General features: G+C 41.7%; 10 protein-coding genes, 21 tRNA genes and 3 rRNA genes. 31 read left to right on the plus strand and 3 right to left on the minus strand.

All coding sequences use genetic code 11. The features are described from left to right. The first annotated feature begins 5 nt into the window (after positions 1-5). Genes NRE15_RS01150 through NRE15_RS01160 form a run of 3 tightly spaced genes read left to right on the plus strand, consistent with a single transcriptional unit; the run spans position 6 to position 2,121 of the window. A complete protein-coding gene (locus NRE15_RS01150) occupies positions 6-716 on the plus strand; it encodes a YutD family protein (RefSeq protein ID WP_313793811.1) in 711 nt (236 codons plus the stop codon). A gap of 2 nt (positions 717-718) precedes the next feature. Continuing rightward, complete coding sequence (locus NRE15_RS01155) at positions 719-1,495, plus strand: TIGR01457 family HAD-type hydrolase (RefSeq protein WP_313793812.1); 777 nt, start codon at positions 719-721, stop codon at positions 1,493-1,495. Continuing rightward, positions 1,492-2,121 (plus strand): TIGR01906 family membrane protein, encoded by a 630-nt coding sequence (locus NRE15_RS01160; RefSeq protein WP_313793813.1) that lies wholly within the window; start codon positions 1,492-1,494, stop codon positions 2,119-2,121. Before NRE15_RS01155 ends, NRE15_RS01160 begins: the two co-directional genes overlap by 4 nt. Before the next feature lie 67 nt (positions 2,122-2,188). On the opposite strand, the gene NRE15_RS01165 is transcribed toward NRE15_RS01160, so the two are convergent. From NRE15_RS01165 to NRE15_RS01175, 3 genes are read right to left on the minus strand one after another with little or no spacing between them, the layout of a single operon-like run. Continuing rightward, positions 2,189-2,749: a phosphatidylglycerophosphatase A family protein gene (locus NRE15_RS01165; protein WP_313793814.1), complete on the minus strand. Its 561-nt coding sequence runs from the start codon at positions 2,747-2,749 to the stop codon at positions 2,189-2,191. Positions 2,750-2,764: 15 nt separating this feature from the next. Beyond that, complete coding sequence (locus tag NRE15_RS01170) at positions 2,765-3,769, minus strand: NAD(P)/FAD-dependent oxidoreductase (RefSeq protein ID WP_313793815.1); 1,005 nt, start codon at positions 3,767-3,769, stop codon at positions 2,765-2,767. A gap of 13 nt (positions 3,770-3,782) precedes the next feature. Beyond that, the gene (locus NRE15_RS01175; RefSeq protein WP_313794922.1) at positions 3,783-4,304 is read right to left on the minus strand and encodes a divergent PAP2 family protein; all 522 of its coding nucleotides are present in this window, start codon (positions 4,302-4,304) and stop codon (positions 3,783-3,785) included. Between the two features lie 168 nt (positions 4,305-4,472). Between NRE15_RS01175 and NRE15_RS01180 the strand changes: the two genes are divergently transcribed. The 28 genes from NRE15_RS01180 to NRE15_RS01315 all read left to right on the plus strand — a co-directional run bounded on the left by NRE15_RS01180 (position 4,473) and on the right by NRE15_RS01315 (position 16,013). Then, positions 4,473-5,057, plus strand: coding sequence for a peptidylprolyl isomerase (locus tag NRE15_RS01180; RefSeq protein WP_313793816.1), 585 nt, complete (start codon positions 4,473-4,475; stop codon positions 5,055-5,057). Between the two features lie 33 nt (positions 5,058-5,090). Then, positions 5,091-5,492: a CvfD/Ygs/GSP13 family RNA-binding post-transcriptional regulator gene (locus tag NRE15_RS01185; protein WP_313793817.1), complete on the plus strand. Its 402-nt coding sequence runs from the start codon at positions 5,091-5,093 to the stop codon at positions 5,490-5,492. A 12-nt stretch (positions 5,493-5,504) separates the two neighbouring features. Then, entirely contained in the window at positions 5,505-6,848 is a 1,344-nt protein-coding gene (locus NRE15_RS01190) for a glucose-6-phosphate isomerase (protein WP_313793818.1), read from the plus strand. 900 nt (positions 6,849-7,748) lie between these two features. Next, positions 7,749-9,299 (plus strand): 16S ribosomal RNA (locus tag NRE15_RS01195). A gap of 254 nt (positions 9,300-9,553) precedes the next feature. Continuing rightward, a 23S ribosomal RNA gene (locus NRE15_RS01200) occupies positions 9,554-12,428 on the plus strand. A 78-nt stretch (positions 12,429-12,506) separates the two neighbouring features. Beyond that, positions 12,507-12,622, plus strand: a 5S ribosomal RNA gene (rrf, locus tag NRE15_RS01205). Together the 16S, 23S and 5S rRNA genes with 21 tRNA genes alongside form the textbook arrangement of a ribosomal RNA operon. Before the next feature lie 16 nt (positions 12,623-12,638). Continuing rightward, positions 12,639-12,711: transfer RNA gene (locus NRE15_RS01210), tRNA-Val, on the plus strand. A 4-nt stretch (positions 12,712-12,715) separates the two neighbouring features. After that, positions 12,716-12,788: transfer RNA gene (locus NRE15_RS01215), tRNA-Lys, on the plus strand. Positions 12,789-12,811: 23 nt separating this feature from the next. Then, positions 12,812-12,893: transfer RNA gene (locus NRE15_RS01220), tRNA-Leu, on the plus strand. 15 nt (positions 12,894-12,908) lie between these two features. Next, positions 12,909-12,981, plus strand: a tRNA-Thr gene (locus tag NRE15_RS01225). Positions 12,982-12,985: 4 nt separating this feature from the next. Further along, positions 12,986-13,057: transfer RNA gene (locus NRE15_RS01230), tRNA-Gly, on the plus strand. Positions 13,058-13,088: 31 nt separating this feature from the next. Beyond that, a tRNA-Leu gene (locus tag NRE15_RS01235) sits at positions 13,089-13,174 on the plus strand. Between the two features lie 33 nt (positions 13,175-13,207). Further along, a tRNA-Arg gene (locus NRE15_RS01240) sits at positions 13,208-13,281 on the plus strand. A 10-nt stretch (positions 13,282-13,291) separates the two neighbouring features. Continuing rightward, positions 13,292-13,365, plus strand: a tRNA-Pro gene (locus NRE15_RS01245). Between the two features lie 15 nt (positions 13,366-13,380). Next, positions 13,381-13,453, plus strand: a tRNA-Ala gene (locus tag NRE15_RS01250). Between the two features lie 8 nt (positions 13,454-13,461). Next, positions 13,462-13,535: transfer RNA gene (locus tag NRE15_RS01255), tRNA-Met, on the plus strand. A gap of 21 nt (positions 13,536-13,556) precedes the next feature. After that, a tRNA-Ile gene (locus NRE15_RS01260) sits at positions 13,557-13,630 on the plus strand. Positions 13,631-13,640: 10 nt separating this feature from the next. Then, positions 13,641-13,730 (plus strand) — tRNA-Ser (locus NRE15_RS01265). Between the two features lie 31 nt (positions 13,731-13,761). Continuing rightward, positions 13,762-13,834: transfer RNA gene (locus tag NRE15_RS01270), tRNA-Met, on the plus strand. A 21-nt stretch (positions 13,835-13,855) separates the two neighbouring features. After that, positions 13,856-13,926: transfer RNA gene (locus NRE15_RS01275), tRNA-Gly, on the plus strand. 11 nt (positions 13,927-13,937) lie between these two features. Further along, a tRNA-Ile gene (locus NRE15_RS01280) sits at positions 13,938-14,011 on the plus strand. 32 nt (positions 14,012-14,043) lie between these two features. Beyond that, positions 14,044-14,131: transfer RNA gene (locus NRE15_RS01285), tRNA-Ser, on the plus strand. A 15-nt stretch (positions 14,132-14,146) separates the two neighbouring features. Then, positions 14,147-14,218, plus strand: a tRNA-Glu gene (locus NRE15_RS01290). Positions 14,219-14,231: 13 nt separating this feature from the next. Beyond that, positions 14,232-14,321: transfer RNA gene (locus tag NRE15_RS01295), tRNA-Ser, on the plus strand. 26 nt (positions 14,322-14,347) lie between these two features. After that, positions 14,348-14,420 (plus strand) — tRNA-Met (locus tag NRE15_RS01300). A 13-nt stretch (positions 14,421-14,433) separates the two neighbouring features. Then, a tRNA-Asp gene (locus NRE15_RS01305) sits at positions 14,434-14,506 on the plus strand. 6 nt (positions 14,507-14,512) lie between these two features. Continuing rightward, positions 14,513-14,583 (plus strand) — tRNA-Gly (locus NRE15_RS01310). Between the two features lie 161 nt (positions 14,584-14,744). Next, on the plus strand, positions 14,745-16,013 hold the full coding sequence (locus NRE15_RS01315) for a Y-family DNA polymerase (RefSeq protein WP_313793819.1): 1,269 nt from the start codon (positions 14,745-14,747) through the stop codon (positions 16,011-16,013). Positions 16,014-16,024: the final 11 nt, after the last annotated feature.

A 16,024-nucleotide genomic window follows, 5' to 3' on the forward strand; every position in this document is an offset into this window, starting at 1 on the left:
GTGTCATGAAACAAAAAGAAGAATCAATGTCTCAACAGATTGGGGATATTCTTGATGAGTTAGCACAACAAGGAACAGATTCAAAAGACATTTATCAATTAGACAATGAATCCCTTCAAATTAAAGATGTTGATTATATGTTAGTAAAAGATTATCGTGAAGCCTTTGATTTTGAGGCTTTTAAAATCCGGTATCAAGACTATTTTGAAAAATTTGATTTTATTGTAGGTGATTGGGGGTATGAGCAGTTAAGATTACGTGGCTTTTACCAGCTTAATCAAAAACGGGTGCCTGTTGATCAAACAATCAATTTTTTGGATGACTATATTAAAGAGTATTGCAATTTTGGCTGTCGTTATTTTGTTTTAGCTAAAACAGAATCATTCCTGCAATACGAGAAATTAATTAAAAATTATAAGGGTACTATTCCGCTTGATTATCAACCAAAAACGACTAATCAAACAAAAGCTGTTGTAACAACACCTAATAGGAATCCCTTTGGTTCTGGAAAAAGAGAAAAGAAACCTCATTCATCAAATAAAAGACCTGATAAATCAAAAGACGATTTTTTAATCAAAACCAAAACGAAAAAGAATCAAGGGAATCCATCGAAAAACCATCCGACAAGTGCCAAGCAAACAAACAATGCCAATCAGAAAAAAGCTAATAATGCTTTTGTGATTAAAAAACAAAAAAGTCAAACGAATAGGGGCTAACGATGAAAAGTTATCAGGGCTATCTCATTGATTTAGATGGGACAATCTATGCAGGGAAAACACGTATACCAACAGCAGAGAAATTTGTTCAAGAATTAGTGAAGTTGGATTTTCCCTTTTTGATTTTGACTAACAACGCAACTAGTAGTCCCCAACAAGTAGCTGAACGCTTGAATTTACATTATGATATTCCGGTAAAAGCTAATCACGTGTATACTTCTGTATTAGCTTTAATCGATTATTTAAAGTTATATCATTTAAACCAATCGATTCATGTGGTAGGCGAAGAATCATTTAAACAAATGATTGTCGATGCTGGTTTTATGCTTGATCAAACACGTCTGGCAGAGGTTGTTGTACAAGGATTAGATCGCTTTTCAACTTATCAAACGTTAAATGAAGCAGCCCTAGCGATTCGACGAGGTGCCACTTTTTTAACCACTAATGAAGATCATTCGATTCCAACCGAAGACGGTTTTGCTCCCGGATCTGGCGCTATAACTGCCTTTTTATCTTTTACAACCCAAGTGAACCCAACGATTGTAGGTAAACCACATCATCATATTTTTGATGGAGCGATTCAAACCTTGGGTTTTGAGCGAGATGCAATCTTAATGATTGGTGATAATTATTCGACCGATATTCTAGGTGGCATTCAAGCGGGTGTGGATACACTGCATGTGCAAACAGGTGTAACTTCAAAAGAGGCTTTGCGGCAATATTCGATTCAACCAACCTATACCATTAAAGACTTATCTTATTGGAGTTTACCCAAATGATTCTTTTTCGCCTAAAACAAATTTTAGCTTTTATTATAACCGTGCTAAGTAGTCTATCACTCAGTATCTCACTAACCATCGTTAGTTCGCCTTTAATTTATTCATTGGCCATTCCCTTGCTCAATTTAAGTGAGCAATCTGGCCTTAGCAGTGACCAATTAAATGAGAACTTTAAGGTAATCATTCATTACTTATTAAATCCAATGATAGCCACACTAGAAATGCCATACTTTTCTGCCTCATCTGGAGGACTAATTCACTTTGAGGAAGTTAAAATGCTCGTTCAATTCAACCTCATCCTTTCTGTGATTGGCACCATTTGTTTGCTGTTTATAATCCGATGGATTAGACAACAAAATGTACTTACTTTTGTAGGTTGGTTTAATTATGCGGTTTTATTACCTGTTGTTATTATGTTTTTAATTGTCGTCGCATTTGATCAAGTGTTTTTAATTTTTCATCAAATTTTATTCAATAACGATTTATGGCTATTTAACCCTGCAACCGATCCAGTCATTACTGTCTTGCCACAGGAATTGTTTATGGCGTATTTCTTCATTGCTATCTTAATCTATGAAGCAATCATTTTATTGATTAAGCACATGAGTTTCAGACGAAAAGCTTAAATATATATATCAGCAAAAAACCACACTTTCATTTGAAAGTGTGGTTTTTATGCAATTAGATAATTAATTAATTATGACTTCTTTTGTAACTCGCTTCAGGAGAAGGTGATTTTAAAACATCATCATCTTGGGGCTGTGAGTGAGCAATCCGACTGGCGGCTGCAGCAGCAAGAGCACCTACAATATCATCAATAAAGGTATTACAGTGTTCATCTTTATCATCGTTTAATTCACCGATAATTCCAGGTTTGACTTTATCAACATAACCAAAATTGGTTAAACCAATTGAACCATAAATATTGACAATTGATAAGACCAATATTTCATCGATACCATAGAGACCTTCGTCACGCATTAGTAAATCACTTAATAGATCAGAAAAATGGCCTTCCTCGGCAGCTATATCAATTTCAATCCCCGTTATGACGGCATTTTGAACTTCACGTTTGCGTAAGACAGCACGCACATTTTCTACACATTCTTTATGGGTTAAATCGTGAACATAAGCTTTTTGTAGATCATAAACAATATCAGCGATTTGTTCGATTTTCACACCACGTTCTTCAAGTAGTTTATAACAATGTTTTTCCATAACACTTTGTTTTAAATATTCTTCTTTACGACTCATAAAATCAATATCCTCCTAAAATAGACTACTACTATGAATATGGGGGGCGATATTACTTGGATCAATAAAGGCTAAGGCGCTATTAATAACACTAGGGGCTTCACCAAATCCCGTTGCAATTATATTCACTTTTCCTGGATAATCAGCAATATCTCCAATGGCATAAATACCCGGCGTACTTGTTTCAAAAAAGTTATTGACTACAAATTGATTACGATTCGATTCAAGTCCCCATTGACTAAGTGTACCCAGCGATGACGTAAATCCATAATTGACAATAAATTCATCGATATCAAGGGTTAAAAATTCTTTGGTTTTATTTTGTTTCAAGACGACTTGTTCAATTTTATCTTCATCACCGATTAATTCATGAGGTGAATAGGGGGTGAGGATTTCAACGGACGATTGCTTAAGTAAGTTCACATTATGTTCTAAAGCTCTAAATTGTGGTCTGCGATGAATTAAGTATACTTTCGATGCAACAGTTTCAAGTGTTAATGCCCAATCAACAGCTGAATCACCACCTCCGCAAATAGCAACCGTCCGATTAGAAAATTGATTAATTTGATTCACATAGTAATGAAGATTCTTTGATTCATACTTTTCTGCGTTAGCTAAACTTAATTTTCTTGGACTAAATGCCCCATTACCGGCTGCTATGATGATTGTTTTAGTTTGGTGGAATCCTTTATCAGTTTGGATGACGAAGTTAGCTTCTTCATCTGAATGTGATTGATTTTCTAATTGTAAAGCTTCCTCTCCTAAACAGTAGGTAACATCAAATCGTTCTAGTTGTTCAATCAGATTATCTGTTAATTCTTGACCCGTAATTTGAGGATAGGCTGGGATATCATAAATCAATTTTTCTGGATATAAATGAGCTGGTTGGCCACCGAGCAATTCTAAACTATCGATAATTTTTACAGAGGCTTGACGAAGACCTGCATAGAATGCAGCAAAAAGGCCAACAGGGCCTCCACCTATAATAGTAATATCAAATATTTTTTGGTTGTTTGTCACTTTTCCACTCTTCCTATTCCATAAATAAAGTTACTGCACTTCTAACTACTACAGCAACTACTGAACCTGTAATCACTCCAACAATAACTTCTGTCGGTTTATGCCCAAGATATTTATTAACGATCATCTTTTCATAATCTTCCAATGAATAATCTTTTGCCAATGGATGAGCACTTGGATTACTTGCATCAGCTTTAGCTTCTTTATGAATGGATTCGTTAGCAATGAGATGTCTTGCAATGATGTCTAACACAATCCCTTGTTCTCCGCTTTGGCGGCGCACACCCATGGAATCAAACATAACAATTACTCCAAATACAGTAGCGATCGCAACGTAAGGTGAGGAGAAGCCGTACTCTAAAATCAATGCTGTAATTAAACTACTAACAGCAGCCGAATGAGAACTAGGCATACCACCTGTAGAGGTAACTAGGTCGATACTGACGTTTTTACTTTTGGTAAAATAGGCAATTGGATATTTGATGACTTGAGTAAAAAAAATTGCTATAAATGAAGTTACTAAAGGAAGGTTCATTTGCAAAATTTCCTCCTTTGACGAATTTAAACTACTATAATATCATATCAAAAATTAACATGAAAAACAGTATTAAAAATTAAGAAAATAGAAGTTATTTTAGATTATGGTTAGATAGTGTATAATAGTAGGTGAAATTGAAAATATATTTAGTAAAGGAGTTTAAGAATGACAGATTTTCCACAATTAAAATTAGACAACTATTCGTCTACCGTAATTATGCATACCAATAAAGGGGACATTGAATTAGTCTTGTTTCCAGAACATGCACCAAAAACAGTAGCGAATTTTATCGAATTAGCTAAAAAAGACTATTATAATAGGGTGATATTTCACCGTGTCATTAAAGATTTTATGATTCAAGGTGGCGACCCCACAGGTACGGGTATGGGTGGCGAGAGTATTTATGGCGATTCATTTGAAGATGAATTTTCAAAGGAATTATTTAATATTAATGGCGCATTATCAATGGCAAACGCTGGCCCAAATACCAACGGCAGTCAATTTTTTATTGTTACGGCACCTAATGTTCCCGAGCAAATGATTGGTCAAATGGAAGATGCAGCATTCCCTGAAGCAATTATTGATGCCTATAAGTCAAATGGTGGAACACCATGGTTAGACCATCGTCACACAGTATTTGGACATGTTAAAAACGGCATGGATATCGTTGACAGTATTAATCGTGTTCAAACGGGTAGCCAAGACAAACCTCTTGAAGATGTTATAATTGAATCAATTGAAATTATTTAATTGATTCTAATTAGTTATAGAGGGAGTGATTAGATGAAAGAAACTTTTTCAATTGGAGATATTGTTGTTGGGGAAGTGACTGGAATCCAAAATTATGGTGTATTTGTAAAATTGTCAGATGATGAACAAGGACTCATACATATTTCAGAATGCAAACATGGATATATGACTAATTTAGATGGATTTATTGAACTAGGTCAAAAGGTAAAAGTAATGATCGTAGACATTGATGAATACACAAAAAAAATTAGTTTATCCATACGCGCTCTAATGAAATTAAATGATCCACCTCATGCAGCACGAATCAAAAAGAATCGTAGAAAAAATTTACCAAACATTGGATTCACTAGTATAAAAAAACAATTGCCTAATTGGATTGATGAAGCTTTAGAAGCAATTGAAACCGATCGATATAATCAAAAAAATACGATTTAAGGAGTATAAAAGATGGGACATATACAATTTGATTACAGCAAAGCTACTTCGTTCTTTTCAGAACATGAAATGGATCAATTACAACCATATGTTGAATTAGCTGATACCTTATTGAGAAATCAAACAGGTGCAGGTGGCGAATTTACTGATTGGGTGGAATGGCCGATAGAATATGATAAAGAAGAGTTTCAAGCTATTAAAACCGCTGCTGAAAAAATTAAAAATGATTCAGAAGTTTTAGTTGTTATTGGGATTGGGGGTTCTTACTTAGGTGCACGTGCAGCTATCGAGTTTCTAAATGACTCTTTTTACAATATTAAAGCGGGGAAAAAAGGTCAACCACAAGTACTATTTGCTGGGAATAACATTAGTTCAACTTATTTATACGATCTACTTGATTTAATAGGGGACCGCGACTTCTCAATAAATATCATTTCTAAATCAGGAACAACCACTGAACCTGCGATTGCTTTTCGCGTATTTAAAGATAAATTAATTAAAAAATACGGTGAAGATGAAGCTAAAAAACGCATTTATGCTACAACGGATAAAGCTAGAGGTGCTCTAAAAGACGAAGCCAACAAAGAAGGCTACCAAACTTTTGTTATTCCTGATGGAATTGGTGGACGTTTTACAGTGCTTACGGCAGTGGGATTACTACCTATAGCTGTTTCAGGTGGCGATATTGATCAATTGATGCAAGGAGCTGCTGATGCTTCCAAAGAATATCATTCAGCAGACTTAAAAACGAATGAAGCCTATCAATATGCGGTTATTCGTAATATTTTACACCGTAAAGGCAAAGATATTGAGTTGCTTGTAAACTATGAACCATCTTTACAATACTTTAGTGAATGGTGGAAACAATTATATGGTGAGTCTGAAGGAAAAGACTATAAAGGCATTTTCCCAGCAAGTGCAAACTTCTCCACTGATTTGCACTCAATCGGTCAAACAATCCAAGCTGGTAAACGTAATTTGTTTGAAACAGTAATTAAAGTTGAAAATCCTCGCCATGAAGTAACCATCCCGACTCAAGAAAGTGATTTAGATGGTTTAGGTTATTTAGAAGGACAATCATTAGATTTTGTTAATACTAAAGCTTATCAAGGCACGTTATTAGCGCATACTGATGGTCAAGTACCTAATCTATTAGTAACCATTCCTTCATTAGATGCTTATACTTTAGGCCATTTAATCTATTTCTTTGAAATTGCAGTAGCAATCTCTGGATATTTAAATGGCGTTAATCCATTTGATCAACCAGGTGTAGAAGCATATAAAAAGAATATGTTTGCTTTATTAGGTAAACCAGGCTTTGAAGACTTAGCTAAAGAATTACAAGAACGTTTATAAAATAAAGCTTAAGGAAAAACATCAGAGATTGAGCGTCCTTTTCGATAAAAGGATCTCAATCTTTTTTCTATAGAAAGGAAAACAAATGGATTGCATTGTAATCGCTTGCATGGTATAATTATTGTACAGGAAGGGGAAGTAATCTCTTTCCCGTCGTTGCAAGAGTATATGATGCTGCTGCTGATTAAATATATATGTTTTGTAAGATGAAAGTGCATAGCAATTAGAAAGATATAGCAAGAAAGTTAGATAAATATACTGTTCAGAATCGCTAGACAAACTGATTTAAATCAATAATATGTAGTCAAAGACCAATAAGCAGCATCAGATTAAGAGAGTTATTCTTGCATAGGTTAATTGAAGACTGGAGTAGATGACTAAGTTAAACTCGTCAAATAGCTAAAGTTTTCAATTAATATATAGAGAGTCTCGTAGTTTTGAGGCTCTCTATCTTTTTCAAAATAATGCTTGACTTTGTTATTGAAAAAATGATATATTATTTCTTGTCCATTTGAGACATATTTAATGCTTAATTAATTTGTTTGAAAATTCAATTAAAATGTTTCAAAAAAACATTTGACATTAATTCGTCAAAATGGTAATATAGTTTTCGTTGCTGCAAGAGACCTAAGTGGTCAAGCGCAACGGTCACTGAAAAAGATTTAAAACAAATCAAAAAAACAGTTGACATTGAAAACCAATCGTAGTAATATATAGAAGTTGTCACTCAGACAACAAAAGCTCATTGAAAACTGAACAAAGACAAACACCAAAATTGTGAGGGTTCGTTAGGAATAACGAACACAACCGAATAAATTTCGATGATACAGGAACCCAACCTGTCTAAAAAATAAACAAAGCTAGAATTTTAAATGAGTCGCAAATGACTTATGAAGTAACTTTCATGAGAGTTTGATCCTGGCTCAGGACGAACGCTGGCGGCGTGCCTAATACATGCAAGTCGTACGCACGGAGAAGAAACTTGTTTCTTTGATGTGAGTGGCGAACGGGTGAGTAACACGTGGGAAACCTACCCTTTAGCGGGGGATAACAGTCGGAAACGATTGCTAATACCGCATAGATCTTTTCTTCGCCTGAAGGAAAGCGGAAAAGTGGCTTTCATGCTACTACTAAAGGATGGTCCCGCGGTGCATTAGCTAGTTGGTAAGGTAACGGCTTACCAAGGCAACGATGCATAGCCGACCTGAGAGGGTAATCGGCCACATTGGGACTGAGACACGGCCCAAACTCCTACGGGAGGCAGCAGTAGGGAATCTTCCGCAATGGACGCAAGTCTGACGGAGCAACGCCGCGTGTGTGAAGAAGGTTTTCGGATCGTAAAGCACTGTTATTAGAGAAGAACACCCACTAGAGTAACTGTTAGTGGATTGACGGTATCTAACCAGAAAGCCACGGCTAACTACGTGCCAGCAGCCGCGGTAATACGTAGGTGGCAAGCGTTGTCCGGATTTATTGGGCGTAAAGGGAGCGCAGGCGGTGACTTAAGTCTGATGTGAAAGCCCACGGCTCAACCGTGGAGGGTCATTGGAAACTGAGTCACTTGAGTGCAGAAGAGGAAAGTGGAATTCCATGTGTAGCGGTGAAATGCGTAGATATATGGAGGAACACCAGTGGCGAAGGCGACTTTCTGGTCTGTAACTGACGCTGAGGCTCGAAAGCGTGGGGAGCGAACAGGATTAGATACCCTGGTAGTCCACGCCGTAAACGATGAGTGCTAAGTGTTGGAGGGTTTCCACCCTTCAGTGCTGGAGTTAACGCAATAAGCACTCCGCCTGGGGAGTACGACCGCAAGGTTGAAACTCAAAGGAATTGACGGGGACCCGCACAAGCGGTGGAGCATGTGGTTTAATTCGAAGCAACGCGAAGAACCTTACCAGGTCTTGACATCCCCTGCATACTCTAGAGATAGAGGAAGTCCTTCGGGACAGGGAGACAGGTGGTGCATGGTTGTCGTCAGCTCGTGTCGTGAGATGTTGGGTTAAGTCCCGCAACGAGCGCAACCCCTATAACTAGTTGCCAGCATTCAGATGGGGACTCTAGTTAGACTGCCGGTGACAAACCGGAGGAAGGTGGGGATGACGTCAAATCATCATGCCCCTTATGACCTGGGCTACACACGTGCTACAATGGATGGTACAACGAGCAGCGAACTCGCGAGAGTCAGCGAATCTCTAAAAGCCATTCTCAGTTCGGATTGTAGGCTGCAACTCGCCTACATGAAGCCGGAATCGCTAGTAATCGCGGATCAGCACGCCGCGGTGAATCCGTTCCCGGGTCTTGTACACACCGCCCGTCACACCACGAGAGTTTGTAACACCCGAAGCCGGTGGCCTAACCTTTTGGAGGGAGCCGTCGAAGGTGGGATAGATGATTGGGGTGAAGTCGTAACAAGGTAGCCGTATCGGAAGGTGCGGCTGGATCACCTCCTTTCTAAGGAGTACAGGAACCTTACAAGTGGATATTGTCTTTGTTTAGTTTTGAGTGAGCTTTTTTTATGCAAAAAAGCAACTCAAACCTTAGCTCATTGAAAACTGAATAACACAACAAATAGTGATTAATGATTCAATGCGAGTCATTAATGACACATCATTTTTTTGAATAAAAGAAATAATGAAACCGAGAATTGACCGAGTCTGTAAGAAATTACAGAGTAAAAAGAAGTAAAAAAAGCGCGAGAAATATGTGGTTAAGAAACAAAGGGCGCACGGTGAATGCCTTGGCACTAGGAGCCGATGAAGGACGGGACGAACACCGATATGCTTTGGGGAGCTGTAAGTAAGCTAAGATCCAGAGATTTCCGAATGGGGGAACCCGGCATCCGTTATGGGATGTCACACGCAAGTGAGGTAGACGCGGAGAACTGAAACATCTCAGTACCTGCAGGAAGAGAAAGAAAATTCGATTCCCTGAGTAGCGGCGAGCGAAACGGGAAGAGCCCAAACCATTGTGCATGCACAATGGGGTTGTAGGACTCACATCAATGATTTGGAATGTTAGTAGAAGCTGATGGGAAGCAGCGCGAGACAGGGTGAGAGCCCCGTATACGAAAACATGAAGGACAAGTGAGTATCCTGAGTACGGCGGAACACGCGAAATTCCGTCGGAATCTGCCAGGACCATCTGGTAAGGCTAAATACTCCCTAGTGACCGATAGTGAACCAGTACCGTGAGGGAAAGGTGAAAAGCACCCCGGAAGGGGAGTGAAAGAGTACCTGAAACCGTGTGCTTACAAGTAGTCAGAGCCCGTTAAGGGGTGATGGCGTACCTTTTGTAGAATGGACCGGCGAGTGACGATAGTTGGCAAGGTTAAGTTGAAGAAACGGAGCCGTAGCGAAAGCGAGTCTGAAGAGGGCGAAAGTCAGGTGTCGTCGACCCGAAACCAAGTGACCTACCCATGTGCAGGTTGAAGGTGTGGTAAAACACACTGGAGGACCGAACCAGGACACGTTGAAAAGTGTTTGGATGACATGTGGGTAGCGGAGAAATTCCAATCGAACTTGGAGATAGCTGGTTCTCTCCGAAATATATTTAGGTATAGCCTCAGAGCAAGAGTGATGGAGGTAGAGCACTGTTTGGACGAGGGGGGCATAAGCTTTACTGAATCCAGATAAACTCCGAATGCCATAAACTCAACTTTGGGAGTCAGACTGCGAGTGATAAGATCCGTAGTCGAAAGGGAAACAGCCCAGACCACCAGCTAAGGTCCCCAAGTTACTGTTAAGTGGAAAAGGATGTGGGGTTGCCCAGACAACTAGGAGGTTGGCTTAGAAGCAGCCATCCTTGAAAGAGTGCGTAATAGCTCACTAGTCGAGTGACCCTGCGCCGAAAATGTACCGGGGCTAAACAGTACACCGAAGCTGTGGATTCAGCAATGAATGGTAGGAGAGCGTTCTATAGGCGGTGAAGGCGTATCGTAAGAAGCGTTGGAGCGTATAGAAGTGAGAATGCCGGTATGAGTAGCGCAAGACGGGTGAGAATCCCGTCCACCGAATGACGAAGGTTTCCTGGGGAAGGCTCGTCCGCCCAGGGTTAGTCGGGACCTAAGCTGTAGCCGATAGGTGAAGGCGATGGACAACAGGTAGAGATTCCTGTACTTGGTTGAACTGTTTGAGCAATGGAGGGACACAGGAGGTAGTGCCACGCATCCGGATGGAAGAGGATGTAGAAGCGACAAGTCTGACGAGGAGAAAAAGGCTTCTTGTTATAAGGGTGAGTCGTGACCTGGAGCGAAATTAAGTAGCGAAGGTGGCAAATCAAACTGTCGAGAAAAGCTCCTAGTGAGGAACAACCAACCCGTACCGCAAACCGACACAGGTCGTCGAGTGGAGAACACTAAGGTGATCGAGAGAACTCTCGTTAAGGAACTCGGCAAAATGACCCCGTAACTTCGGGAGAAGGGGTGCTGACGCAAGTCAGCCGCAGTGAATAGGCCCAAGCGACTGTTTATCAAAAACACAGGTCTCTGCCAAACCGAAAGGTGACGTATAGGGGCTGACGCCTGCCCGGTGCTGGAAGGTTAAGAGGAGTGCTTAGCGCAAGCGAAGGTACGAATTGAAGCCCCAGTAAACGGCGGCCGTAACTATAACGGTCCTAAGGTAGCGAAATTCCTTGTCGGGTAAGTTCCGACCCGCACGAAAGGCGTAACGATTTGGGCACTGTCTCAACGAGAGACTCGGTGAAATTATAGTACCTGTGAAGATGCAGGTTACCCGCGACAGGACGGAAAGACCCCATGGAGCTTTACTGCAACTTGATATTGAGTGTTTGTGTGACATGTACAGGATAGGTAGGAGCCTAAGAAGTTTGGACGCCAGTCTAGATGGAGGCGCTGGTGGGATACTACCCTTGTGATATGAACCCTCTAACCCGCGTATAACCTACGGGAGACAGTGTCAGGTGGGCAGTTTGACTGGGGCGGTCGCCTCCTAAAGAGTAACGGAGGCGCCCAAAGGTTCCCTCAGAATGGTTGGAAATCATTCGCAGAGTGCAAAGGCAGAAGGGAGCTTGACTGCGAGACCTACAAGTCGAGCAGGGACGAAAGTCGGGCTTAGTGATCCGGTGGTACCGCATGGAAGGGCCATCGCTCAACGGATAAAAGCTACCCTGGGGATAACAGGCTTATCTCCCCCAAGCGTTCACAGCGACGGGGAGGTTTGGCACCTCGATGTCGGCTCATCGCATCCTGGGGCTGAAGTCGGTCCCAAGGGTTGGGCTGTTCGCCCATTAAAGCGGTACGCGAGCTGGGTTCAGAACGTCGTGAGACAGTTCGGTCCCTATCCGTCGCGGGCGTAGGAAATTTGAGAAGAGCTATCCTTAGTACGAGAGGACCGGGATGGACACACCGCTGGTGTACCAGTTGTTCCGCCAGGAGCATCGCTGGGTAGCTATGTGTGGGATGGATAAGCGCTGAAAGCATCTAAGCGCGAAGCCAGCTTCAAGATGAGATTTCCCATTCGAAAGAAGTAAGACCCCTGAGAGACGATCAGGTAGATAGGCTAGAAGTGGAAGTATAGCGATATATGGAGCGGACTAGTACTAATCGGTCGAGGACTTAACCACGAGATTCAAGGTTTATTTGTCAGTGTTATTCAGTTTTGAGTTTGATAAGGACTCAATTGACATAGAACACACACAAGGTGTGGTGATAGTAGCAAGAAGGACACACCTGTTCCCATTCCGAACACAGCCGTTAAGCTTCTTAGCGCCGATGGTAGTTGGACCTTTGGTCCTGTGAGAGTAGGTCATTGCCATGCCGTGTGTATATGTTTTGGAGGTTTAGCTCAGCTGGGAGAGCGTCTGCCTTACAAGCAGGATGTCGGCGGTTCGATCCCGTCAACCTCCATCTCGACTCGTTAGCTCAGTTGGTAGAGCAACTGACTTTTAATCAGTGGGTCACAGGTTCGAATCCTGTACGGGTCATATTCTCTTTGAGAATTAAATATGCGGGTGTGGCGGAATTGGCAGACGCACTAGATTTAGGATCTAGCGTTTTACGACGTGGGGGTTCAAGTCCCTTCACCCGCATTTATATCTTATTATGCCGGCTTAGCTCAGTTGGTAGAGCATCTGATTTGTAATCAGAGGGTCGAGGGTTCAAGTCCTTTAGCCGGCATATTGCGGAAATAGTTCAGTGGTAGAACACCACCTTGCCAAGGTGGGGGTCGCGGGTTCGAATCCCGTTTTCCGCTTTGACAATTTAATCGTCAAATAAGCTTTCTTGCCGGGGTGGCGGAACAGGCAGACGCACAGGACTTAAAATCCTGCGGTGAGTGATCACCGTACCGGTTCGATTCCGGTCCTCGGCATCATACAATGTGTATGATTATTTTCAACAAATAGCACCCGTAGTTCAATTGGATAGAATACTTGACTACGAATCAAGCGGTTGCAGGTTCGAGTCCTGCCGGGTGCATTAATAATTACGGGAAGTAGCTCAGCTTGGTAGAGCACTTGGTTTGGGACCAAGGGGTCGCAGGTTCGAATCCTGTCTTCCCGATTTTATTGTTTTAATGGGGGATTAGCTCAGCTGGGAGAGCGCCTGCTTTGCACGCAGGAGGTCAGCGGTTCGATCCCGCTATTCTCCATTTTTTTTGGCGGTGTAGCTCAGCTGGCTAGAGCGTCCGGTTCATACCCGGGAGGTCATGGGTTCGATCCCCTTCGCCGCTATTACTTTAAAAATCTTAGGCTGGACCTTTAGCTCAGCTGGTTAGAGCAGACGGCTCATAACCGTCCGGTCGTAGGTTCGAGTCCTACAAGGTCCATATTTATTATGGAGGATTACCCAAGTCCGGCTGAAGGGAACGGTCTTGAAAACCGTCAGGCGTGTAAGAGCGTGCGTGGGTTCGAATCCCACATCCTCCTTTAAACTATTGTTTAGTTTATATTTTATTATCGCGGGGTGGAGAAGCTGGCATCTCGTCGGGCTCATAACCCGAAGGTCGTAGGTTCGAATCCTACCCCCGCAATTTCATCAATGTTTCTAAGCTGCGGGTGTAGTTTAGTGGTAAAACTTCAGCCTTCCAAGCTGTTGTCGCGAGTTCGATTCTCGTCACCCGCTTATTAGAACATGGGCCTATAGCTCAGCTGGTTAGAGCGCACCCCTGATAAGGGTGAGGTCGGTGGTTCGAGTCCACTTAGGCCCATTATCATACTTATATTGACTTTGGATTATTTTGGGGAAGTACTCAAGAGGCTGAAGAGGCGCCCCTGCTAAGGGTGTAGGTCGGGAAACCGGCGCGAGGGTTCAAATCCCTCCTTCTCCGTTACTTTGTTTTGACGGCCCGTTGGTCAAGTGGTTAAGACACCGCCCTTTCACGGCGGTAACACGGGTTCGAGTCCCGTACGGGTCATATATTATCTTCTGGAGGATTACCCAAGTCCGGCTGAAGGGAACGGTCTTGAAAACCGTCAGGCGTGTAAGAGCGTGCGTGGGTTCGAATCCCACATCCTCCTTTAAATTAAATAATCTTTATTATTATCGCGGGGTGGAGAAGCTGGCATCTCGTCGGGCTCATAACCCGAAGGTCGTAGGTTCGAATCCTACCCCCGCAATTTATCTTTTTCTGGTTCCGTGGTGTAGGGGTTAACATGCCTGCCTGTCACGCAGGAGATCGCGGGTTCAAATCCCGTCGGGACCGTCTTCTGCGGGTGTAGTTTAGTGGTAAAACTTCAGCCTTCCAAGCTGTTGTCGCGAGTTCGATTCTCGTCACCCGCTTAGTTCGTCTAACAACTTTGGTTGTTAGGCTTTTTTTGTGTTTAAAAGGTGATATTTATTTAGGTTAAAGTTCAAGCATTTGAACTTTTCTCTTGACAAAACGAACGGATGTTCGTATATTTTTAGTAGGGGATTAATCTAAATGAAAGAAGGAGAGGATTGTGTTAGATTATACGCAATTTCCTAGACGCTCCATCCTTTGCGTTGATAGTAAGTCTTTTTTTGCAAGTGTGGAGTGTGCGGAACGCGGATATAATCCTATGACCAAAGAATTGGTTGTGATGTCACGGGGAGACTCTCAAGGTGGGCTGGTGTTAGCGGCTTCGCCTGCAGTAAAAGCTAAGTATGGGATAAAAACGGGTAGTCGTCGCTTTCAATTTCCGCGCCAGCATCAAATTGAAATTGTTCCGCCGCGAATGGGATTATATATTCAACGAAATCGTCAAATTAACGCTATTTTTAAGCGTTATGTAGCCGAAACAGACATACATACCTATAGCATTGATGAAAGCTTTCTAGACGTCAGTTTTAGCCATGCTTTGTTTGGCAGTAGTTATCAAATTGCCCGTCAAATTCAAGATGAGATTTGGCAAAGTTATGGCATTCCTAGTTGTGTGGGGATAGGGGATAATATGTTGTTAGCTAAATTAGCTTTGGATAATCGTGCCAAACTCGCGCCACCTTATATTGCTTATTGGTCGTATGAGCGAGTTCCTCAAACGGTCTGGAAGATTGAAAAGTTGAGTGATTTCCGGGGCATTGGCTCGCGGATGGAGAAACGTTTAAATCACATCGGTATTTATTCAATTTACAGTCTGGCTCAAACGAGTGTTGATAAACTCAAAAAATATTTTGGCGTCATAGGTGAAGAGTTATACTACCATGCCAATGGGGTCGATTTAAGTACGATTCAAAATAAATATCAACCTAAAAGCAATTCCTTGTCTTTAAACCAAGTGTTGGAACGGAACTATCATTTACAAAATGAAATTGAAATAGTTATTTTAGAAATGGTTGATCAGCTATCAACCCGTTTACGCAAACATGAGCAGATGGCCGAACAAATTAGTTTATCCATTGGTCACGCTGAAGAAGCTTTATTTCAAAATTTCTCGCATCAAACGAAGATTTATGCGACCGATCAACGCACCGAATTAAAAAGGCTATTTATTCAATTATTCCGCAAATATTATCAAGGTGGGCCCGTCCGTGTTATTGGTGTGGCTGTTGCTAAGTTAGTTCCTAAACAAGCGATGCAGTTAAATCTATTCGAGGATCCGGGGGTTATAGAAAATCGTGAGCAGTTGGATTTAATTATTGATGCCATCCGCGATACCTATGGCTATAGTAGTCTAATTTATGCCAATAGTCTTCAGCATGGGTCGACAGCGATTGAACGTTCAAAACTGATTGGTGGACATCATGCGTAAGCAGTGAAAAT

The organism is Fundicoccus culcitae (assembly GCF_024661895.1).
In the GTDB taxonomy this organism is placed as follows: domain Bacteria; phylum Bacillota; class Bacilli; order Lactobacillales; family Aerococcaceae; genus Fundicoccus_A; species Fundicoccus_A culcitae.